Source organism: Roseovarius sp. THAF27 (assembly GCF_009363655.1).
Classification (GTDB): Bacteria; Pseudomonadota; Alphaproteobacteria; order Rhodobacterales; family Rhodobacteraceae; genus Roseovarius.
In genome coordinates this window covers 3,454,839-3,474,044 of record NZ_CP045393.1, presented here as the reverse complement: position 1 = coordinate 3,474,044, position 19,206 = coordinate 3,454,839, and the positions used below count along the sequence as shown (strand labels likewise).

Below are 19,206 nucleotides of genomic sequence, written 5' to 3'. Positions count from 1 at the left end.
AGGCCGGCGCTCACGACGTGCCTTCGCTTTCCGGGGTCCAGTCAGACCATGGGCTGTCGGCGCTTTGGGGCCGGTAGCGGCGGTCGTAATCCACGGAATAGAGGCAGGATTCGTCGAACCCTTCGCCTGACAGCGCGGGGCCGACCAGGATCAGTGCGGTGCGCGTTATGTTCCCGCCAAGGCGGGAGGCGATATCGTCGAGCGTGCCGCGGATGATCTGCTGATCCGGCCAGGAGGCGCGGTAGACCACGGCGACCGGACAGTCGGCGCCGTAGGCCGGTGTGAGGTCGGCGGTAACGGTGTCGAGGTTCTGGATCGACAGGTGAATGGCGAGGGTCGCGCCGGTGGCTGCGAAGTTGGACAGCGTCTCGCCCGCGGGCATCGAGGAGGCGCGACCGGGCGTTCGGGTCAGCACGACGGATTGCGCGATTCCGGGCAAGGTCAGTTCCGTGCCCAATGCCGCGGCGGCGGCGGAGAAGGCCGGCACGCCGGGCGTGACCGAAACCGGGATGTCGAGGGCCCGAAGCCGGCGCATCTGTTCGCCCATGGCCGACCAGACCGAAAGATCGCCGGAATGCAGGCGGGCCACATCGTGGCCGGCCCGATGGGCGGTCTGGATTTCCGCGATGATCTGGTCGAGATCGAGCGGTGCGGTATTGATGATACGCGCGCCGTCGGGGCAATGCGACAGCACCGCCTCGGGTACGAGAGAGCCGGCGTAAAGACAGACCGGGCAGGACGCGATGATATCGCGGCCGCGCAGGGTCAGAAGATCGGGCGCGCCGGGGCCGGCGCCGATGAAGTGAACGGTCATGGGGTCTTTCCTTGGGCCAGGGCACAGGCGGCCATGCGGTCGGTTGAAATCGAGCGGGCGGCCAGCAGCGTCGCGCCGGGGCCAGCGGCGGCAAGCGCTGCGGCTTCGGCTACCGAGCCGGTGCCGCGTGCGCGCAGGGACGCCGCGGAGGTGCTCTGTGTGGCTTGCCGCGTCAGGTCTTCGGGCGGTATTGCGTGCAGGGGCAGGCCAAGTTCGCGGGCGAAGGGCGCCAGTTGATCGGCCTTGTCCTGTGCGGTGGCCAGCGCATCGGGCGTGCCGCCGGTCCGGGCCAGCGCATCGCGGAACGACGCGCGCGTGGCGCGGGTGGTGAATCCCATCCCGGCGACAATCATGGAAAGCTCCATTGCGTGATCGGGTAGGCCTGCGCCCAGCCGCGTTTGCGTCCCATGGGTTGTGCTTGAGCGACCTCGAAACGGTGCAGCTCGCCGCCACGGCGGGCGTGGGCATCGGCCAGAAGCGCCTCTGATTCCAGGGTGACCGCGTTGGCGACTATGCGCACGTCGTCCATGGCCTCGACAAAATCCAGAAGCGGTGCCGACAGACCGCCGCCGATGAAGATGGTATCGGGTTTTGGCAGGTCGTTCAGCGCGGCGGGGGCAGTGCCCTCGACCACATTCAGGCGGTCGACGCCGAGCGCGCTGGCATTGGCGTTGATCAGCGCGATACGGTCAGCGCGGGGCTCGATGACGCTGGCCGTGAGGGACGGGTCACACAGCAGCCATTCGATCCCGATACTGCCAGAGCCGCCGCCGATGTCCCACAGATGTTCGCCCGGTCGGGGGGCCAGCGTCGAGAGGGTCAGCGCCCGGATGTGGCGCTTGGTCATGACGCCGTCGGTTTCAAACAGACTGTCCGGCAGGCCGCTGGTGCGGGGCAGGATGGGGCCGTTGCCCGCCACCTCGACCGCGGCGCAGACCGGGTGGGCGAAATCGCCGGACAGGGCGTCGGCGGTGGCGTGCGTGATCCGTTCGCGTGGGCCGCCAAGCGCCTCCATCACTGTTACCTCTGAGGTGCCGAACCCGGTGTCGCGCAGGTAGGTCGCAAGCTCTGGCACCGCATCGCCATCGCGCAGCAGAACGATCAGGCGCACGCCCGGGGCCAGGTGCGGGCGCAGGCGGGTCAGCGGGGCAGCGTGCAGGCCGGTGCAGATCGTGCGGTCGAGCGGCCAGCCGAGGCGGTTCGCGGCGAGCGAAAACGTCGACCGTCCTGGCAGGGCGCGCCATTCGGACGGGTCCAGATGTGCGGTGATCGTCGTGCCCGCGCCGAACCAGAACGGGTCGCCGGACGCCAGGACGACACAGGGCGCGCCGCGCAGGGACAGCAGGTCTTCGACCCCTTTGGCGAACGGCACGGGCCAGGGGATCGTGCGGGCGGGCGTCTCGATCAGTGACAGGTGCCGCTCGGGCCCCATGACGATTTCCGCCGCGTTCAGCGCGGATCGGCTTGCGGCGCACAGGCCGTCCGGGCCATCTTCGCCCAGACCGATGATCGTCAGCCACGGAGCCTCAGACATGACACCGACCGTTCTGCTGCTGGGTGGCACGACCGAAGCCATGCAGATGGGGCAGGCGCTGGCCGCGCAGGGCGTGCGGGCCACGATCAGCCTTGCGGGACGGGTCAAGACCCCCGCAGCGCAGCCGCTTCCGGTGCGTATCGGGGGCTTTGGCGGGGTGGACGGGCTGGTTCACCACCTCACGGCGCAGGGCGTGACCCATGTGATTGACGCGACTCATCCCTTTGCCGCGCAGATGAGTGCAAATGCGGTGGCTGCCTGTGACGCGTTGGACACGCCCTTGCTGGCACTGACCCGAGCGCCGTGGCAGGCCGAGGCGGAGGATCGTTGGACCCATGTGCCGGATATTGCCGGCGCGGTGGCTGCGCTGTCGGGTCGGTCCAGGCGCGTTTTTTTGGCGTTGGGCCGCATGATCCTGCCCGCCTTTGCCGCGCAGCCGCAGCACGACTACCTGTTGCGGCTGGTCGATGCGCCGGATCGGGTGCCGCTGCCCAAGGCGCAGGTCGTCACTGACCGCGGTCCGTTCGACCTGGAAGGCGATCTGGCACTGATGCGGGCGCATGGGACGGAACTGGTCGTGTCCAAGAACGCGGGCGGCACGGGGGCGCGGGCCAAGATCATCGCGGCGCGGCAGCTTGGCCTGCCGGTGATCATGATCGACCGGCCCGCCATTCCGGTCCGCAAGGAGGCGCATAGCGTGGAAGAGGCGCTGGACTGGCTTCATGGCGCCACCGCGCGCGGCGTATAGACGATGGGCGCGCCGCGCCGTTCGATGAGCCGGGTGGTGGAATTGCCGACCAGAACGACCGTGCGCATGTCGGCCATGTCGGGCGTACACTGTGACAAGGACACGACGCGCAACGACTCTTCGGGCGTGCTGACGGCGCGGGCGAATATCACCGGGCGGTCGTCGCCGCAGGCGTCGTTCAGGATGTCCAGTGTCCTGGCAAAGCCTTCTGGCCGGGATTTCGACCGCGGATTGTAGAAGGCCATGGCGAAATCCGCCTCTGCCGCGAGGCGCAGGCGTTTTTCGATCAAGGCCCAGGGCTTGAGGTTGTCGCTGAGGTTGATGGCGCAGAAATCGTGGCCGAGGGGTGCCCCGGCGCGCGCGGCGGCGGCCAGCATGGCGGTGATGCCGGGCAGGACGCGTATGTCGAGCTCGCGCCAGTCGGCCGGGCCGGCCTCGACCGCCTCGAAAACGGCAGAGGCCATTGCGAAGACGCCCGGATCGCCCGAAGACACCACGACCACGCGCTTGCCTGCGCCGGCCATGTCCAGCGCGTGGCGGGCACGGTCCAGCTCGACTCGGTTGTCGGAGGGGTGCAGCGTCAGCCCGGGGCGTTCGGCCACGCGGGCGACGTAGGGAATGTAGCCGACCACATCCGTGGCCTGGGCAAGTGCTGCGGTGACTTCGGGCGTCACCAGGTCGTCCGCGCCGGGGCCGAGGCCTGCTATGAAAACGCTTCCCGTCATGGGCGCCGACCCTGCCCGTGCACGATGATGATCGAGAAATAGGGCGTGATCTTGTCCTCGGCCTCGGACAGGCGCTGTACTGTCTGGTTGGGCATCGAGGCGTATTCCACGAGCCAGGCTGCATCGTACCGGCCCGCGCGGCGCAGGGCGCGGCGGATCTTTTCGATGTTGCGGCCGATCTTCATGACCACCAGCGCGTCGGCCCGCGTCATGTTTTCGACGAGCGCGTCCTCGGGCAGGGTGCCCATGAGGGTCGAAAGGATGTCGTCGCCCCATGTGATCGGCGCGTCGGTGGCCGTCCATGCGGCGGACATGCCGGTGATGGCGGGCACGACCTGCACCGGGCAGTCGTCGCGCAGGCGTGAATGCAGGTGCATGAAAGAGCCGTAGAAGAACGGATCGCCTTCGCAGACGATCACCACGTCCTCGCCGGCCTGGGACAAGGCACACAAACGGTCGGTGCAAGTCTGGTAGAATGCGGACAGAATTTCGTTGTAGCGCGGATCGGTCAGCGGAATTTCTGTGGTGACGGGGTATTCCATCGCGATCTCGGTGACGTCGGCGCGCAGCATTCCCTCGACGATGCGCCGGGCCTGGCCTTGCCGCCCCGCCTTGCGGAAAAACGCGACGTTCCGCGCACTGCGCAGCAGGCGGTCGGCTTTGACCGACAGAAGCTCGGGGTCGCCGGGGCCGAGGCCCACACCCCAGATCGTGCCCGGCGTGCTCATTCCGCGCGGCTCGCGATGGCGTTGATGGCGGCCACGGTGATGGCGCTGCCGCCCAGGCGTCCCTCGACGATGCAGCAGGGCACCGGCTGATCGGCCCAGAGCGCATCCTTCGATTCGCGCGCGCCGACAAAGCCGACGGGGCAGCCGATGATGGCCGCCGGGCGCGGGCAGGCCGGGTCTTCGAGCATGTTGAGCAGGTGGAAAAGCGCGGTGGGCGCGTTGCCGATGGCCACGAGCGCCCCGGCCAGTTTCGGGCGCCACAGTTCCAGCGCGGCGGCGGAGCGCGTGTTGCCCATTTCGCGCGCACGTTCGATGATGCCATCGGCGTGCAGGGTGCAGATCACCTCGTTTTCGGCAGGCAGGCGGCTGCGCGTGACCCCTTCGGAGACCATGCGCGCATCGCAGAAGATCGGTGCGCCCCCCTCAAGCGCGGCACGGGCGGTGCGGGCAAAGCCGGGAGAAAAGCGCACATGCTCTTCCAGCCCGACCATGCCGGCGGCGTGGATCATGCGGACGGCAATGGGCTCTTCGTCGGGGTCGAACCGCGACAGCGCGGCTTCGGCCCGAATTGTGGCGAAGCTTTCGCGGTAGATCGCCGCGCCGTCCTTTTCGTATTCGTATGGCATCAAAGGGTCTCGTTCAGGTCTTTGGGGCTCAGGCCCCGTGCGCAGGGTGTGTCCCACGGGGCTCCGTTGCGGACAAGGTCGAAACGACCGTCGCGTCCGGTCAGGGTGGTGTCTGCGGCGCGGGGAAGGGCACAGCCCTTGGCGCAGCCGGAGACATGCAAGGTGCCGGAAACGCGGGGGGCGAGATCGCGGGCGATATCCATCGTGGAAACGCTTGCTTGAGGGCAGAAGGGCGCTCCGGGGCAGGCATGGGCGCACATGAGCGGATTGCCGGGTTCGGTGACGAAGGGCGTGTCACCGGGCGTGCCGCCCAACAGCAGAAAAAGGCGGTTCAGCATCAGGCGGATGTGCGATGCGCCGGTGGTTTCCAACAGGGTCTGTAGATCGGTGGCAGCCAGTTTGCCGAACGGCGCGCCGAGGATGAAACCTTCGGGCGCGGGGCCGGGAATGCTTGGGGCGGGCGGCGTTCGCGGTTCTGCGACAGTCCAATCCTGGGGAAGGGCGTGCGTGGCCAGATGCCGCGCCATGCGGCCCGCCGCGTGACCGCCGGTCTCGGTGAACCATTGGGCGAGGTCCAGAAGGGCGGATGTGGCCGAGGCCTCTGTCACGGGGCGGGCCTTGGCGGCGCTGTCGGCGCGCAGGAGCAAAGCGCCGGAGGCGTCCAGTTCGAACCGGAAATCGGCCGAGCCGTCGCCAAGGCAGGCGTCGGGGCCGGTGTCGATGGCGAAGCCCATCTTCTCGGGTAGGTCGGGAAGCTGCGGAAGGGTGGCGAGGATTTGGTCATAGAGCCGGTCGGTCAGCCCGCTCGCATCGCGCCGGGCGGGGACGAGGATGTTGCGATGACCCTCGATGGCAGGGTCTGCATCTATCAGCCCGAGCGCGTCGAGCGCGGTGAGCAGGGCGGGATGGTCGGCCTCAGCCACGCCGCGCAATTGCAGGTTGGCGCGCGAGGTCAGGTCGATCACGCCGTTGCCGTAGCTCTGCGACAGGTCGCACAAGGCCAGGGTCTGGGCGCTGGTCAGTTCGGCCCGAAAGGGGCGCACGCGCACGACCAGCCCGTCGCCCGACATCATCGGGCGATGCGCGCCGGGGCACCAGCCCTTGACGATTGGGTGTGTCGCGCTGTTCATGCGCTGTCCTCAAGCCCGGCCAGGATGGCGTTGCGGCGGGTTTGCCAGAGGCCGGCATCGAGCAAGGCGCGGAACCGATCCTGCATGGCGGCATATGCTTCGGGGTTGGCCTCGCGCAAAAAGGCGTCGGTTTCGGGGTCGCCCAACGTGGCGTCATGATAGGCATCGAACAGATGCGGGCCGACGACCTGCGCGAGATGGGCGAAGGCGGCCATGTGGTCGAGAGTGGCGGCGATTTCGGCGGCGCCCCTGAAGCCGTGGCGTTTCATGCCTGCGATCCAGCCGGGATTGGTGGCGCGGGCATGGACGACGCGGGCGATCTCCTCGGGCAGGGTGCGGGCGCGGGGACGCTTGGGATCGGTGTTGTCGAGATGATAGAGCGCGGCCCGACCGCCGGTCACAGATTGCGCGGCGGCGAACCCGGCCTCGTGCGTGGCATAGTCGGCAGCGAGCAGAAGGTCCGTCTCGGGCAGATCCTGAAGGTGCACGAAGCTGTCGGCGTTTTCGACCCGGGCGCGGATGCCGGCGTCGTCGCGGGTGGCGTGGTCGCCATCAAGCGCCCAGGCGGAGGCGGAAAGCCAGGCCTCGCCCGCCTGGGTGCGGGCCTCTGCGGTGTAGGTTTCCGGTGCTGCACCCATGCCGAGGCCGAAGCTGCCGGGGGCGGGACCGTAGACGCGCGCGCCGGAGGCGTGACCGGCATAGGGGTTCCAGTCGGGGGCTTCGTCGCGTTGTTCGAGGGCGCGCACGGCTTGAGAGAAGAGGCCCGAGAGCGTCGGAAAAACGTCGCGGAAGAGGCCCGAGACGCGCAGGGTGACGTCAATGCGGGGGCGGTCGAGTTCGGCGATGGGCAGAACCTCCAGACCCGAAACACGTTCCGAGCCCTTGTCCCAGACTGGCCTGACGCCCAACAAATGCAGGGCCATGGCGAATTCCTCGCCCGCCGTTCGCATGGTGGCAGACCCCCAGAGATCGACGATCAGGCCACGGGGCCAGTCGCCTTCTTCCTGAAGATGACGCCGGATCAGTTCCTCGGCCAGCTTGACGCCCTGGGCGTATGCCGCCCGCGTGGGAACAGAGCGGGGATCGGTGGTGAAGAGGTTGCGCCCGGTGGGCAGGACGTCGTCGCGGCCGCGATAGGGCGAGCCGGAGGGGCCCGCCGCGATGCGCCGCCCGTCGAGCGCGTCGAGCAGAGATTGCCGCTCGGCCAGGGCGCTGTTTTGCATCGGTTCCGCGTCGGTATCCGGTCGGCCCCAGATGTGCAGCCCGTCACCGAACATGCTTTCCTTGATGTCGCAGACAAAACGGTCGATGCGGGTGATCGCCTCGGCGGTCGATGTGGCGCGGTCGAGACCCAGGTCGTTTTCGACACCGAGGGCCTGCGCCTCGGCTCGGATATCGGACTGCAGGCGGTCGCGGCGGCGGGGGTCGAGCCCGTCGGCGGTGGAGAACTCGTCGAGCAGCGATTCCAGCGTCGACAGGCGGTCGGGCGCTGCGCTGGCTTGCATCGGCGGAGGCACGTGGCCCAGGGTCACGGCGCCGATGCGGCGCTTGGCCTGTGCGGCCTCGCCGGGGTCGTTGACGATGAAAGGGTAGATGACGGGCAAGGCGCCGGTCAGCGCCTCGGGCCAGCAGGCGGGCGACAGGGCGACGGCCTTGCCCGGCAGCCATTCCAGAGTGCCATGCGCGCCGATATGGATGAGCGCGTCGGCCTGGGTTTGCAGCCAGAGGTAGAAGGCAACATAGGCATGGCGGGGCACGCGGGACAGGTCGTGGTAATCGTCATCTCGGGCCTTTGGCGTGCCGCGTTCGGGTTGCAGCGCGACGATGGCGTTGCCGAGACGCAGGGCCGCGAAACGGAACTCCCCGTTCACGACATCAGCGTCGTCCTCGGGACGTCCCCAGGCCAGGTAGAGATCCTCGCGCAGAGGGGAAGGCAGGCGCGCCAGCAGCGTCTTGTAGTCCGCAAGCGACAGGCGCATGTCGCGCGCCAGCAGGCGGTCCTCCAGCGCGTCCGGTGTCGCGCCCAGCGTGTAGCCCGCCTTGCGTAGGTCCGACAGGATGGCGCGGGCCGAGGCGGGGGCGTCGAGGCCGACGGCGTGCCCCATCTGCCAGTCCTTGCCGGGATATGTGGACAGCACAATCGCAGGGTGACGCGACACGGCGGGTTTGGCGGCGAGGTCGAGCCAGCCTTGCACGCGAGAAACCAGCGCCGCGGTCAGATCCGGCTCGGCCCGGTGCGCATAGCGGGAAAACTCCAGATCGGGATCGCGCGTGCCGGGTTCCTTGAACGACACCGTGCCGCCGGTCAGCCGCCCGTCGACCTCGGGCAGGACGACATGCATCGCAAGGTCGGCAGGCGAAAGGCCGCGCTCGGAGCCGTCCCATGCGTCGCGGGTGGAGGTGGCCAGCGCGGCCTGGAACACCGGCACGTTGCCTGCGTCGAGTGGCGAGGTGCCGTTGTCGCCCTTGCCGGAAAAGGCGGTGGCGTTGACGATGGAGTGGGGCTTGTAGCCCTGCACTTGCCGGCGCAGCCAGCCCGCCGCCTCGGGGGCCTTGAGCGAGGGCGTGAAGAGGGCGCGAACATGATGGCCACGCGCCTGGAAGGCCCGCATCAGCGCCTCGATCGGGGCGAGGTCGGCGGCCACCACGTAGGAGCGGTAGAAGACGATCAGGATGCGCGTCTGCGCGACGGGAAGGTCTGCGAGCGGGCAGCAGGCACCGTGCTCGGGCGTCCAGGCGCCCACCATGGGCAGCACCTTGGCCCCGCGCACCGGCGCGGCGTAGAGGCCTGCGGCCAGTGCCAGCTGTTGCAGGGCGGCCTGTGCCGCGATGCTGCCGCCATTGTCGCAAAGCTCCGCGAGGCGCCGCAGGGTCGAGACGGGCAGGGTGGAATAGGCGTCGAGCCGCGGGTCGGGCCGGCCGTCGGCGGGCAGCACGGCGAGCGCGATGCCTTTCTCTTGCGCCAGGGCCAGGACCTGCTGAAGCCCGTATTCCCAATAGGGCACCCCGCCGATGAGCCGGATCAGGATGCCCTTGGCGCCGGTCAGCGTCTGTTCGACATAGGTGTCGACCGACAGCGGGTGCCGCAGGGCGGTGAGGTTGGCGAGGCGCAGGCCCGGCAAGCCGTCGCGCCGCCGATGCCAGCCTTCCGCGAAGGCGCCAAGGTCGCTGTCGGAAAACGACAGCACCACCAGGTCCGCCGGGCTTTGGCCCAGGTCGGTGGGGGTGTCAGTTTCCTCCAGACCGTGGCTTTCGCGGAAGACGACGTGCATCGCTTACTCGGCGGCCTCGGCCGGGGCCAGAACGGCGCGGATCGCGTCGACATTCACGTCGTCATGTTCGGCGATGACCACGAGACGGCCGCGGCGGGCCTCGTCCGGTTTCCACAGGCGGTCGTATTGATGGCGCACGCGCGCGCCCACGGCCTGCACCAGAAGGCGCATCGGCTTGCCGGCGACGCTGGCGTAGCCCTTGACGCGCAGGATGTTCTGGCTGTTGGCCAAGTCTTCGATCCGGCTGACCAGATCGGCGGGATCGGCGAGTTCCGGGATGTCGATGACGACGGATTCGAAATCGTCATGCTCGTGATCGTCATGGTCGTCGTGGTGGCTGGGGCGAGCGTCCATGTCGTCTTCTGCTGCGGCTTCCAGCCCGAGAATCACGCGGGGATCGACGGCGCCCTCGGCGACCTCGACCACGGGCAGGGGGCGGGGGGCTTCGGCGGCAATGACCTCCTTCGCCTTGACCACGCCTTCTGGGCCGGCAAGGTCGGGCTTGGTCAGCAGGATGATGTCGGCGCAGGAGATCTGGTCCTCGAAGACTTCCGACAGAGGGGTTTCGTGGTCGATGCTGTCATCGGCCAGGCGCTGGGCGTCGACCCGGGCCACGTCGGGGGCAAAGCGGCCTGCCGCGACGGCCTCGGCATCGGCGAGCGCAATGACGCCGTCGACGGTGATCTTGGAGCGGATATCTGGCCAGTCGAACGCCTTGAGCAAGGGCTTTGGCAGGGCGAGGCCGCTGGTTTCGATCAGGATGTGATCGGGGCGCGGATCGAGCGCCATCAACGCCTCGATCGTGGGGATGAAATCGTCGGCCACGGTGCAGCAGATGCACCCATTGGCCAGTTCCATGATGTTTTCCGCCGGGCAATCGGGGATGGCGCAGCTTTTTAGGATGTCGCCGTCGACGCCGACATCGCCGAATTCGTTGACGACCACGGCCAGGCGGCGGCCGCCGGGATTCTGCATCAGGTGGCGCACCAGCGTCGTCTTGCCGGAGCCCAGAAAGCCCGTGATGACGGTGACGGGAAGTTTCGCAAGATCGGTCATTGGTCAGCCTTTGCAGTCAGGGGTGGGATGCGCGCAACGCAGTTGCGCTTGAAATGTTCGGGGCGCTGGCGCCACGGGATCAGACCGTCGTCGGTCTGTTGATAGAGGACCGCGCCTTGCAGCAGCATGTCGGGATGCGACGTTTCGTCGAGATTTCCGTACAGATACGTCCAGCGTTCGCCGCCGCGCATGGCGGCGGTGCAGCCTGCGTCGCAGTTCTGCAGGCATTCCACGGGGGTCACGGTGACGCCGTCGGGCAGCGCACGCGCCGTGACTTCCTCATAGAGGCGCTGGCCGGGGCGGCGCTCGTCCTCGGGGATCTCCTGCCCCTTGCGGCACTTGATGCAGATCAGCAGCTCGATGGGCGTGCTCATGTATCCTCCAATGTCGGGGGTGCGCGCGGAGGTGGCGGGTGGCCACCCATCCGAGCCCGGCACACCCCGTCCGGTCCGTCTGTTCCTTCTTGTTGGCAGGTCTCCCGGCTTGCGGTTTCGGGCCTTTCGGCCCACGGTTTCCGGCCTTCCCGGCATTGCGCCAGTGGCGGTGGAAACCTTCCCGTTTCACGGTCGCGGGGGCGGCTGTGCCTGGCGCGATGCGCTGCACATTCCCTTTTCACCTGTTTACACAGGCACCAACACGGTGCGACATGCTGCGAAAACCCACCTTGTGTCAAGGAGACGTCACATGTCCGACCCGTCTGACGCGGAAAAGACCGCGCGCCACAACGAGAAGATGAAGAAGATCAAGGCCGCGCGTGACCGCATGATGCAGGACAAGACCGAGGAGAAAGGTCTGATCATGGTCCATACCGGGCCGGGCAAGGGCAAGTCGTCTTCGGGATTCGGGATGATTCTGCGCTGTATCGCGCACGGGATGCCCTGTGCGGTGGTGCAGTTCATCAAGGGCAACTGGGTAACCGGCGAGGCCGAGATTCTGCGCAACCGGTTCTCGGACGAATGCCGGTTCTTCATTTCGGGCGAAGGGTTCACCTGGGAGACGCAGGACCGGGAACGCGATATCGCCGCTGCGCAGAACGGGTGGAGCATCGCGAAGGAGCAGATACGCGACCCAGAGATGAAGTTCGTGCTACTGGACGAAATCAACATCGCGCTGCGTTACGACTATATCGACATCGACGAGGTCGTGGATTTCCTTCTGCACGAGAAACCGGCGATGACGCATGTCTGCCTGACGGGGCGCAACGCCAAGCCCGAACTGATCGAGGCGGCCGACCTTGTGACCGAGATGAGCCTGGTCAAGCACCCCTTCCGGGACGGGATCAAGGCCCAGAAAGGCGTGGAGTTCTGATGGATCCTGTGCTGGCCGGCGGCGGAAATGTCACGAGGACAGTATCGGGTGAAAAGGTCCGGCCATGCCCGCGTTGATGATCCAGGGCACCGGGTCGAATGTCGGCAAGTCGATGCTGGTGGCGGGCCTGTGCCGGGCCGCGCGCCAGCGGGGCTTGAGCGTGGCACCGTTCAAGCCGCAGAACATGTCGAACAACGCCGCGGTGACGCCGGACGGTGGCGAGATCGGTCGTGCGCAGGCGCTTCAGGCGATGGCTTGCGGTGTGAATTTGCACACCGACATGAACCCGGTTTTGCTGAAGCCGGAAACGGATGTCGGCGCGCAGGTGATCGTGCAGGGCAAGCGCCTGACCACGGCGAAGGCGCTGGAGTATTCCAGCCTGAAGCCGACGCTGATGGCGGCGGTTCAGGACAGCTTTGCCCGCCTGAGCGCACAACATGACCTTGTGATCGTCGAAGGGGCAGGTTCGCCCGCCGAGATCAACCTGCGCAAGGGTGACATCGCGAATATGGGCTTTGCCGAGGCGGCGGATGTGCCGGTGGTCCTGTGCGGCGATATCGACCGCGGGGGCGTCATCGCGCAGATCATCGGCACGCAGGCTGTCCTGCCGCAGGCGGATGCGGCTCGCATCGGGGGTTTTCTGATCAACAAGTTCCGCGGTGATCCGGCGCTGTTCGAGGATGGCTACCGGGAGATCGAGGCGCGCACCGGCTGGCGCGGCTATGGCGTGGCGCCATGGTTTCCCGAGGCATGGCGGCTGCCGGCGGAGGACGCGCTGGATATTGCGGACAGCCCGGTTCAGGGCGCATTTCACATCGTCTGCCTGCAATTGTCGCGGATCGCGAATTTTGACGATCTGGACCCGCTGACGCAGGAGCCGGGCGTGCGTGTCACGATGCTGCAACCGGGGCAGGTGTTGCCGTGCGACGCGGATCTGGTCATCATTCCGGGTTCGAAATCGACGCGCGGCGATCTGGATTTTCTGCGCCGGCAGGGATGGGACATCGACGTTCTGGCACATCACCGGCGCGGCGGCAGGGTGCTGGGCATCTGCGGCGGCTACCAGATGCTGGGCCGCATGGTCTCGGACCCGGCGGGGATCGAGGGGGCGCCGGGGGAGACGTCGGGGATTGGATTGCTGGACATCGAGACGGTCATGGGGGGCGACAAGAGCCTGGCTCAGGTCGACGCGCACCACGTGGGGCTGGACCTGCCGTTTGCCGGATACGAGATTCATATCGGCCGCAGCGACGGCCCGGACCGCGCGAGACCGTTCGCCAGTGTGGATGGCGTGGCCGAGGGGGCGGTGTCTGTCGATGGTCGCGTGGCGGGCAGCTATCTGCACGGGATGTTCGGCGATGACAGGTTCCGCGCAGCTTGGCTCGGGTCGAACGGGGCCGATGCCTCGGATCTGGGGTATCAGGCCATGGTTGAGCGCACGCTGGATGAACTGGCGGCGCATCTTGAGATGCATCTGGATGTCGCGGGTCTTTTGGCGCTGGCCAGATGAGGTCAGGCGGAGCCGATCGCCTCTTCTAGTTGCGGCCAGCCATAGCGATGGCGCGGGCCGGTTTGGCCAGCCATGGCACCACCTGGAGCGCGCCTTGCACGCTATTCCACGTGGCCACGCAAAGGGAAGTTTCATAGGTTGCCACGGCATTGAGCAACCGCGCCAGGTCGGATTTGCGCGGCAGCGCTGCGCGGGCTTCGTCGGTAATGCGCGGAACCTGGTGGGGTTCAGGATTGATGCCGGTCGACAGATCGAGCCAGTCGGCGGGGGCGCCGCCCAGCCTGACAACGGCTGTTTCAACGTTGCCGTTGTGATGCAGGAGTGCCGTCCTGATGGTCTTAGAGCAGCGCAAGACCGACCAGCACAAGGGCGCAAAGTGCCATAGCGCGCCGGTAGAGCGACAAGGCGCGTTTCAGATCTTCGGGGGTCGGATCGGGAGCGGAGCCGTTCAACCAGGGCTCGTCGGTGGGACGACCGTCATAGATGCGCGGACCGGACAGCCGGACGTTCAGCGCACCGGCCATCGCGGCCTCGGGCCAGCCCGCATTCGGAGACCGATGCCGCGGCGCGTCCCGTCGCATCACGTGAAGCGCGTGAAAAAGCGCCCCCGAGGCCAGTGCGAAGATGAGGCCGGTCAGCCGGGCGGGAAGCCAGTTCACGAGATCATCCAGCCGGGCGGCGGCTTTGCCGAACGCCTCGAAACGGTCGTTGCGGTGGCCGATCATGGAATCCATCGTGTTGATGGCCTTGTAAATTGCGATGCCGGGCAGGCCCAGGATCACGCCCCAGAAGATCGGGGCAACGATTCCGTCGGAGGTATTCTCGGCAAGGCTCTCGGTGGCAGACCTGGCGATGGCCGGCGTATCGAGCTTGGTCGGGTCGCGCCCGACGATCATGCTGACGGCATGGCGCGCGGCGGGCATGTTTCCGGCGGCCAGCGGGTGTGCGACGGCGGCTACATGCGCGTGCATGGAGCGCATGGCAATGAGCGGCCAGGCCAGCACCGCGCCGATCATCGCACCGACCCACCCATGGGGCAGGATAGCCTGACCGATCAGGGCGGGCAGGCCGGCGAGCAGGGTTATCCAAAGGACCGTCACGCCCCCGGCCAACAGGCGCCGACGGCGGGACCCGCGATTCAGCCGGTGCTCGGCCATTGTGATGGCCCGGCCAAGCCAGGTGACCGGGTGGCCGATACGGGCGTAGAGCCGGTCGGGCCAGCCGAAGGCGAGGTCGAGGGCCAGGGCGCCCAGCATCATAAGGGCGAAACTCATGCGCGGCCTGTATCGAAGCTGAGAATGGTTTTGAGCCGCGCTTCTTGCAGCTCGGATGGGCCGCATGGCGGGTTGGTTCCCGGCGCAAAGGTCAGCCCGCGGGTGGAGCCGGTATGCGCGCGCACCATGCCCACGGTACCGAGACCCCTTGCGAGGTCGGCCATCGGATCGCAAGGGCCACGTCGCGCTTTGCAGCGAGGCGCGGAGTCCGAGGCGAGGGCGGCGTCGCTGCGCAGGTCGCCTGTCTTGGTCGCTACTGCCCGGCCATCGGTGAAAGGCAAGGCCTCCTCGGACGGGGCCGCGACACGCAACGGCGAACAGGCCAAGGTGATCAGGGCCACCTGCCCCGAAGGACCGAACCGCCCATGAAGCCATTCTCCGAAATGGCCGCAGATCGTGACATACCTCATGTGCGGTTGACCTCGATCACCGAGAGCGGGCTGTCGGGGCCGCAGCGCAGGCGCGTCACCGACAGGTGCGCCACCTCGAATGCCAGACCGCCGGGGGCGTGCCCGGTCACGAAGCCGAGCGCGGCGCGGATCACGCCGGCATGGACGACCAGGGCCACCGGGCCGTGCGCGGCGGCATGGCGCCCGTGCTCGATCAGGGCGGGTGTCACACGCGCGCAGAGGTCGTTGAAACTCTCGCCGCCTGGCGATCGGTGCGCCGCGAGTGCCGCGCTGTCCAAAACGCCGATGTCGGGTAACAAGTCAAAGGCCAAGCCGTCATGCGCGCCAAAGTCCTGCTCCCAAAGGCGTGCGTCCTGCTCGCAGGCACCGAAAAGCGCATTGGCCGTCTGGCGGCAGCGTTGTGCCGGACTGCTGATGACCCGGGTGATATAAACCAGCCGATTTCTGAGCGCCGCGACCGCGGTGTCGTCGAGGACGGCCGCGACATCGGTGCGGCCATAGAGATGCCCCGGATCGGCCACGGGGGCGTGACGGATCAGGACAAGCTCTGGCCGGGGGGGCGCAACGGGTTCCAGGACGTCGCCTTTCAGCTTTCTTTTTTCCTCGAAAAATGCTTTCCCACGCTGCAATGAAAAAGTCGATACTCATCACCGGGGGCGCGCGTTCCGGCAAGTCGGCATTGGCCGAGCGGATGGCTTTGCAGCCCGCCGGACGGGCCATCTATATCGCGACCGCGCGTCTGCACGCAGGCGACGACGAGATGGCCGAGCGCGTGGCGAAACACAAGGCGCGGCGCGGTGCGGCGTGGGAGGACGTTCATGCGCCGACCGATCTGGCCGGGGCGTTGCAGGACACCGACGGCAGCGTGCCGCGGCTGGTCGATTGCCTGACGCTCTGGTTGACGAACCTCATCCTCGAAGACAGTGACTGGCAGGCCGAGACCGACAGGTTGGTCGAAACGCTGGCAAGCCAGGCCGCGCCGGTCGTTTTCGTCACCAACGAGGTGGGCCAGGGGATCGTGCCCGAGAACAAGCTGGCCCGGCTGTTCCGCGATGCCGCGGGTTACGTGAACCAATCCGTGGCGCTGGCCTGTGACGAGGTGTGGCTGACCGTGGCGGGCTATCCGATGAAGGTGAAGCCGAATGACCATTCTTTCTGACGTCTCGTCGCTGGGCGAGGTTGCCGGGCTTGCCGGGTCTTTGTCCGTAACGGATAAAGACGCCGGCGAGGCGGCGCTGGCGCGCCAGAACAGCCTGACCAAGCCGCCGGGCGCCTTGGGACGGCTGGAGGAGCTGGCGATTTTCATGGCGGGCTGGCAAGGCACGGACCGGCCCGCCATCGCCAGCGCGCAGGCCCTTGTTTTTGCCGGCAATCACGGCGTCTGCGCGCAGGGAGTCAACCCCTTCCCGCAGGACGTGACGGCGCAGATGGTGGCGAACTTTGAAAATGGCGGCGCGGCGATCAACCAGTTGTGCCGCGCAAATGGAGCCGAGCTGTCGGTGATTGCGCTGGAGTTGGACCAGCCGACCGCGGATATCACTGCCGGGTCGGCCATGTCAGAGGCTGAGACGCTGGACGCCCTGCGCCGAGGGGCTGCGGCCGTTGATCCTGGCGTCAGTGTGCTGATCCTCGGCGAGATGGGCATCGGAAACTCGACCATTGCCGCCGCGATGGCCAAGGGCGCCTTCGGCGGAGAGGCGGCGCTTTGGGTGGGCAAGGGGACGGGATCGGATGACGCCGGGGTCACGCGCAAGATCGACGTGGTGACACGCGCCTGCGCGCGTCATTCGGACGCCAGAGGTCTGGAAATCCTTGCCCGGCTCGGCGGGCGCGAACAGGCGGCGATCTGTGGCGCCGTGCTGGAAGCGCGGGCGCGGCGCATTCCGGTCATCCTCGACGGTTTCATCTGCACGGCGGCGACGGTGCCGCTTTTTGCCGCCGACCGTCGGTTCCTGGACCATTGCCTAGTCGGGCATGTCAGCCGCGAGCCGGGGCACGCGCGGCTTCTGGCGGAACTGGGCATGCGGCCGATCCTGTCGCTGGACATGGCGCTGGGCGAAGGCTCGGGCGCGGCGATTGCGTTGGGCGTGTTGCGCTCGGCGCTGGCCTGTCACAACGGGATGGCGACGTTTTCCGAGGCCGGGGTGTCCGGTCAATGAGCCTGCGTGCGCGCGTTGCCGAGTTTCAACTGGCGGTGATGCTGCTGACCCGGCTTCCGGCGGGGCGGATCGGGGACGATCCGCCGACGATGCTGGCCGCTCGGTGGGCCTTTGTCCCGGTGGGAGCCCTTGTCGGCGCGTTGACGTGGCTGGTTTTTAGCGTGGCAGAGGCGAGTGGCGCGTCCGAGCAGATTTCGGCCCTGCTTGCGCTGGGCGCAATGGCGCTGGTCACCGGCGCGCTGCATTTCGACGGGCTGGCGGATTTCGCCGACGGGCATGGCGGCGGGCACGACAAGGCCCACGCGCTGGAGATCATGCGCGACAGCCGCATCGGCAGCTACGGCGTGGTTGCGGTGGGGGTGGCTGCGGCCCTGTGGGCGGTATCGGTGGCCGAAGCCGACGCCGGCTTTTGGACCTTCGTCGGCGCGGCCATGCTCAGCCGCGCAGCCATGGTGGCGGTCCAAGAGAGCCTGCTTCCGGCCCGCGCGGACGGCTTGGGGCGTAGCGCGGCGGGGCGCAGCAAGGCCGCGCGCGGCGTCCTCGTGGCTGCGGCGGTCGTGGCGCTGGTGTTTTCGCCCTGGGCGCTGTTGGCCTGCGCGCTGGTGACTTTTGCCATCGGCTGGCTGGCGTGGCGCAAGATCGGCGGGCAAACCGGCGACGTTCTGGGGGCTGTGCAACTGGTCTCGGAGACCGCCATCTGGGTCGCGCTGGCCTGCCTTTGAGGTCCTTGGGATGCCGCGTTAATCCTGCCAACCCTCGTGCATGATAAGGTCATCGAGCGATATCCGCTGCCGCCACCCCTTGGCGGCCAGTTCGGGCTGTTCGTAAAGCTGATCGACATATCCGACGCAAAGGTAGGCCACCAGCTCGACATGTTCGGGGATGCCGAGCAGAGTGGCGATCTCGCGGTGGTCGAAAATGCTGACCCATCCGACGCCGATCCCCTCGGCGCGGGCCGCGAGCCAGAGGTTCTGCACTGCGCAGACGGTTGAATAAAGATCCATGTCACGATTGTGCGTGCGGCCCAAAACCACCTTGCCGCCGCGGGTGCGGTCGCAGGTGACTACGATATTGAGCGGTGCCTTGGTGATCCCTTCGAGCTTCAGCGACCTGTAGGCGGACTGACGGTCATCGGGGAACATGGCGGCGGCTTCTTCGTTGGCGCGGCTGAAAATGCTGTGCACCTGGGTTCTGAGTTCGGCGTCACGCAACAGAATGAAGTTCCACGGCTGCATGAAGCCGACGGAGGGCGCGGCATGAGCCGCTTCGAGGATTCGGCGCAGCGCGTCATCGTCGATCGGGTCGGGCAGAAACTCGTTCCGAACGTCGCGGCGCGCCTCGATGATATCATAGAGGCATTGCCTTTCGTGCGAGGAAAAGACGCGTGCCGGACTTGGCCTGGGTTGATCCGCCATGAGGGGCCTTTGCGATAGATGCGGCGAGTTTCGGGTGACCCTGTCAGAGGGCGATGTCCAGTGGAACGCGTCGGCAAGCGGCATTGCTTTGAGGTCCGGCGCGGCGATTGTCATGTCTATGTCAGAACGGGGCGGGACTTTGCAAGCATGACTCAGATTGCGTGCCCGAGCCGGGCGGGAACTCTCGTCTTGCGGTTCGGTCGCTGGGTTCGAGATTCGCCTATCGCAATGCGTTGTATTGTTGACAGGTGGCAATGCTTGCTAGACTAACGAGGATGATCGGTTCCATTTCCGCACGGGATGGAGAACAGGGAACGCGGTGCGCCTGAAAACACTTGGCAATTCCGTGGCTGTCCCCGCAACTGTAGGCGGCGAATCAGGCTGAATACGTCACTGGAGCAATCCGGGAAGGCCAGCCAGACGATGAAGACCCGCAAGCCAGGAGACCTGCTGATCGCGACTGAAACCACAAGGCCTTCGGGTGTGAAGGCAAAGAG

General features: G+C 67.2%; 21 protein-coding genes and 2 riboswitches. Of the genes, 6 read left to right on the top strand and 15 right to left on the bottom strand.

From position 1 onward, the window contains the following. Positions 1–10: 10 nt before the first annotated feature. Genes cobM through cbiE form a run of 3 tightly spaced genes read right to left on the bottom strand, consistent with a single transcriptional unit; the run spans position 11 to position 2,348 of the window. Positions 11–814, bottom strand: coding sequence for a precorrin-4 C(11)-methyltransferase (gene cobM, locus FIU89_RS17240; RefSeq protein ID WP_152493727.1), 804 nt, complete (start codon positions 812–814; stop codon positions 11–13). Beyond that, positions 811–1,167, bottom strand: coding sequence for a cobalamin biosynthesis protein (locus tag FIU89_RS17235; RefSeq protein ID WP_152493726.1), 357 nt, complete (start codon positions 1,165–1,167; stop codon positions 811–813). Before FIU89_RS17235 ends, cobM begins: the two co-directional genes overlap by 4 nt. Beyond that, complete coding sequence (cbiE, locus tag FIU89_RS17230) at positions 1,164–2,348, bottom strand: precorrin-6y C5,15-methyltransferase (decarboxylating) subunit CbiE (RefSeq protein WP_152493725.1); 1,185 nt, start codon at positions 2,346–2,348, stop codon at positions 1,164–1,166. The genes FIU89_RS17235 and cbiE overlap by 4 nt, the downstream gene beginning before the upstream one ends. Here cbiE and FIU89_RS17225 point away from each other — a divergent pair. Continuing rightward, a complete protein-coding gene (locus FIU89_RS17225; protein WP_152493724.1) occupies positions 2,347–3,096 on the top strand; it encodes a cobalt-precorrin-6A reductase in 750 nt (249 codons plus the stop codon). The genes cbiE and FIU89_RS17225 overlap by 2 nt on opposite strands. Here FIU89_RS17225 and cobJ read toward each other — a convergent pair. From cobJ to FIU89_RS17190, 7 genes are read right to left on the bottom strand one after another with little or no spacing between them, the layout of a single operon-like run. Next, a complete protein-coding gene (gene cobJ / locus FIU89_RS17220; protein ID WP_152493723.1) occupies positions 3,069–3,821 on the bottom strand; it encodes a precorrin-3B C(17)-methyltransferase in 753 nt (250 codons plus the stop codon). The genes FIU89_RS17225 and cobJ overlap by 28 nt on opposite strands. Further along, positions 3,818–4,549 carry a precorrin-2 C(20)-methyltransferase gene (locus FIU89_RS17215; protein ID WP_152493722.1) on the bottom strand — a complete coding sequence of 244 codons (732 nt, stop codon included), beginning with the start codon at positions 4,547–4,549 and terminating at the stop codon, positions 3,818–3,820. The genes cobJ and FIU89_RS17215 overlap by 4 nt, the downstream gene beginning before the upstream one ends. After that, positions 4,546–5,175 carry a precorrin-8X methylmutase gene (locus FIU89_RS17210; protein ID WP_152493721.1) on the bottom strand — a complete coding sequence of 210 codons (630 nt, stop codon included), beginning with the start codon at positions 5,173–5,175 and terminating at the stop codon, positions 4,546–4,548. Before FIU89_RS17210 ends, FIU89_RS17215 begins: the two co-directional genes overlap by 4 nt. Further along, positions 5,175–6,305: a cobalamin biosynthesis protein CobG gene (locus FIU89_RS17205; protein ID WP_152493720.1), complete on the bottom strand. Its 1,131-nt coding sequence runs from the start codon at positions 6,303–6,305 to the stop codon at positions 5,175–5,177. Before FIU89_RS17205 ends, FIU89_RS17210 begins: the two co-directional genes overlap by 1 nt. Beyond that, on the bottom strand, positions 6,302–9,577 hold the full coding sequence (gene cobN / locus FIU89_RS17200) for a cobaltochelatase subunit CobN (RefSeq protein WP_152493719.1): 3,276 nt from the start codon (positions 9,575–9,577) through the stop codon (positions 6,302–6,304). Before cobN ends, FIU89_RS17205 begins: the two co-directional genes overlap by 4 nt. Positions 9,578–9,580: 3 nt before the next feature. Then, positions 9,581–10,633 (bottom strand): cobalamin biosynthesis protein CobW, encoded by a 1,053-nt coding sequence (gene cobW, locus FIU89_RS17195; RefSeq protein WP_152493718.1) that lies wholly within the window; start codon positions 10,631–10,633, stop codon positions 9,581–9,583. Continuing rightward, on the bottom strand, positions 10,630–11,007 hold the full coding sequence (locus tag FIU89_RS17190) for a DUF1636 domain-containing protein (protein WP_152493717.1): 378 nt from the start codon (positions 11,005–11,007) through the stop codon (positions 10,630–10,632). The genes cobW and FIU89_RS17190 overlap by 4 nt, the downstream gene beginning before the upstream one ends. A 76-nt stretch (positions 11,008–11,083) precedes the next feature. After that, a riboswitch (cobalamin riboswitch) is annotated at positions 11,084–11,284 on the bottom strand. Positions 11,285–11,317: 33 nt separating this feature from the next. On the opposite strand from FIU89_RS17190, the gene cobO reads away from it, so the two are divergent. Further along, complete coding sequence (gene cobO / locus FIU89_RS17185) at positions 11,318–11,941, top strand: cob(I)yrinic acid a,c-diamide adenosyltransferase (protein ID WP_152493716.1); 624 nt, start codon at positions 11,318–11,320, stop codon at positions 11,939–11,941. A gap of 64 nt (positions 11,942–12,005) precedes the next feature. Continuing rightward, on the top strand, positions 12,006–13,451 hold the full coding sequence (locus tag FIU89_RS17180) for a cobyric acid synthase (protein ID WP_152493715.1): 1,446 nt from the start codon (positions 12,006–12,008) through the stop codon (positions 13,449–13,451). A gap of 25 nt (positions 13,452–13,476) precedes the next feature. Here the strand turns inward: FIU89_RS17180 and FIU89_RS17175 are convergent, their stop codons facing one another. The 4 genes from FIU89_RS17175 to FIU89_RS17160 are packed head-to-tail and all read right to left on the bottom strand — an operon-like array spanning position 13,477 to position 15,764. Next, positions 13,477–13,818 carry a hypothetical protein gene (locus FIU89_RS17175; RefSeq protein WP_152493714.1) on the bottom strand — a complete coding sequence of 114 codons (342 nt, stop codon included), beginning with the start codon at positions 13,816–13,818 and terminating at the stop codon, positions 13,477–13,479. Beyond that, a complete protein-coding gene (gene cbiB, locus FIU89_RS17170; protein WP_152493713.1) occupies positions 13,790–14,725 on the bottom strand; it encodes an adenosylcobinamide-phosphate synthase CbiB in 936 nt (311 codons plus the stop codon). The genes FIU89_RS17175 and cbiB overlap by 29 nt, the downstream gene beginning before the upstream one ends. Then, the gene (locus FIU89_RS22490; protein ID WP_216647035.1) at positions 14,722–15,135 is read right to left on the bottom strand and encodes a hypothetical protein; all 414 of its coding nucleotides are present in this window, start codon (positions 15,133–15,135) and stop codon (positions 14,722–14,724) included. The genes cbiB and FIU89_RS22490 overlap by 4 nt, the downstream gene beginning before the upstream one ends. Beyond that, positions 15,132–15,764, bottom strand: coding sequence for a histidine phosphatase family protein (locus FIU89_RS17160; protein WP_254701720.1), 633 nt, complete (start codon positions 15,762–15,764; stop codon positions 15,132–15,134). Before FIU89_RS17160 ends, FIU89_RS22490 begins: the two co-directional genes overlap by 4 nt. On the opposite strand from FIU89_RS17160, the gene cobU reads away from it, so the two are divergent. The 3 genes from cobU to FIU89_RS17145 are packed head-to-tail and all read left to right on the top strand — an operon-like array spanning position 15,764 to position 18,016. Continuing rightward, positions 15,764–16,294: a bifunctional adenosylcobinamide kinase/adenosylcobinamide-phosphate guanylyltransferase gene (gene cobU / locus FIU89_RS17155; RefSeq protein ID WP_152493712.1), complete on the top strand. Its 531-nt coding sequence runs from the start codon at positions 15,764–15,766 to the stop codon at positions 16,292–16,294. The two genes, FIU89_RS17160 and cobU, sit on opposite strands and share 1 nt — an antisense overlap. Continuing rightward, on the top strand, positions 16,278–17,294 hold the full coding sequence (gene cobT / locus FIU89_RS17150) for a nicotinate-nucleotide--dimethylbenzimidazole phosphoribosyltransferase (RefSeq protein ID WP_152493711.1): 1,017 nt from the start codon (positions 16,278–16,280) through the stop codon (positions 17,292–17,294). The genes cobU and cobT overlap by 17 nt, the downstream gene beginning before the upstream one ends. Further along, positions 17,291–18,016: an adenosylcobinamide-GDP ribazoletransferase gene (locus tag FIU89_RS17145; RefSeq protein ID WP_152493710.1), complete on the top strand. Its 726-nt coding sequence runs from the start codon at positions 17,291–17,293 to the stop codon at positions 18,014–18,016. The genes cobT and FIU89_RS17145 overlap by 4 nt, the downstream gene beginning before the upstream one ends. A gap of 18 nt (positions 18,017–18,034) precedes the next feature. Here FIU89_RS17145 and bluB read toward each other — a convergent pair whose 3' ends face one another. Next, complete coding sequence (bluB, locus tag FIU89_RS17140) at positions 18,035–18,709, bottom strand: 5,6-dimethylbenzimidazole synthase (RefSeq protein WP_152493709.1); 675 nt, start codon at positions 18,707–18,709, stop codon at positions 18,035–18,037. Positions 18,710–18,972: 263 nt separating this feature from the next. Then, a riboswitch (cobalamin riboswitch) is annotated at positions 18,973–19,179 on the top strand. Positions 19,180–19,206: the final 27 nt, after the last annotated feature.

Excerpts from the sequence above, each read along its gene's own strand:
- cobU (WP_152493712.1), top strand. The coding sequence starts at position 15,764 with ATGAAAAAGTCGATACTCATCACCGGGGGCGCGCGTTCCGGCAAGTCG.
- FIU89_RS17235 (WP_152493726.1), bottom strand. The coding sequence starts at position 1,167 with ATGATTGTCGCCGGGATGGGATTCACCACCCGCGCCACGCGCGCGTCG.
- cobT (WP_152493711.1), top strand. The coding sequence starts at position 16,278 with ATGACCATTCTTTCTGACGTCTCGTCGCTGGGCGAGGTTGCCGGGCTT.
- cobM (WP_152493727.1), bottom strand. The coding sequence starts at position 814 with ATGACCGTTCACTTCATCGGCGCCGGCCCCGGCGCGCCCGATCTTCTG.
- FIU89_RS17180 (WP_152493715.1), top strand. The coding sequence starts at position 12,006 with ATGCCCGCGTTGATGATCCAGGGCACCGGGTCGAATGTCGGCAAGTCG.
- FIU89_RS17210 (WP_152493721.1), bottom strand. The coding sequence starts at position 5,175 with ATGCCATACGAATACGAAAAGGACGGCGCGGCGATCTACCGCGAAAGC.
- cobO (WP_152493716.1), top strand. The coding sequence starts at position 11,318 with ATGTCCGACCCGTCTGACGCGGAAAAGACCGCGCGCCACAACGAGAAG.
- FIU89_RS17225 (WP_152493724.1), top strand. The coding sequence starts at position 2,347 with ATGACACCGACCGTTCTGCTGCTGGGTGGCACGACCGAAGCCATGCAG.
- FIU89_RS17215 (WP_152493722.1), bottom strand. The coding sequence starts at position 4,549 with ATGAGCACGCCGGGCACGATCTGGGGTGTGGGCCTCGGCCCCGGCGAC.
- cobW (WP_152493718.1), bottom strand. The coding sequence starts at position 10,633 with ATGACCGATCTTGCGAAACTTCCCGTCACCGTCATCACGGGCTTTCTG.
- bluB (WP_152493709.1), bottom strand. The coding sequence starts at position 18,709 with ATGGCGGATCAACCCAGGCCAAGTCCGGCACGCGTCTTTTCCTCGCAC.
- cbiB (WP_152493713.1), bottom strand. The coding sequence starts at position 14,725 with ATGAGTTTCGCCCTTATGATGCTGGGCGCCCTGGCCCTCGACCTCGCC.
- FIU89_RS17205 (WP_152493720.1), bottom strand. The coding sequence starts at position 6,305 with ATGAACAGCGCGACACACCCAATCGTCAAGGGCTGGTGCCCCGGCGCG.
- cobN (WP_152493719.1), bottom strand. The coding sequence starts at position 9,577 with ATGCACGTCGTCTTCCGCGAAAGCCACGGTCTGGAGGAAACTGACACC.
- cobJ (WP_152493723.1), bottom strand. The coding sequence starts at position 3,821 with ATGACGGGAAGCGTTTTCATAGCAGGCCTCGGCCCCGGCGCGGACGAC.
- FIU89_RS22490 (WP_216647035.1), bottom strand. The coding sequence starts at position 15,135 with ATGAGGTATGTCACGATCTGCGGCCATTTCGGAGAATGGCTTCATGGG.
- FIU89_RS17190 (WP_152493717.1), bottom strand. The coding sequence starts at position 11,007 with ATGAGCACGCCCATCGAGCTGCTGATCTGCATCAAGTGCCGCAAGGGG.
- FIU89_RS17145 (WP_152493710.1), top strand. The coding sequence starts at position 17,291 with ATGAGCCTGCGTGCGCGCGTTGCCGAGTTTCAACTGGCGGTGATGCTG.
- cbiE (WP_152493725.1), bottom strand. The coding sequence starts at position 2,348 with ATGTCTGAGGCTCCGTGGCTGACGATCATCGGTCTGGGCGAAGATGGC.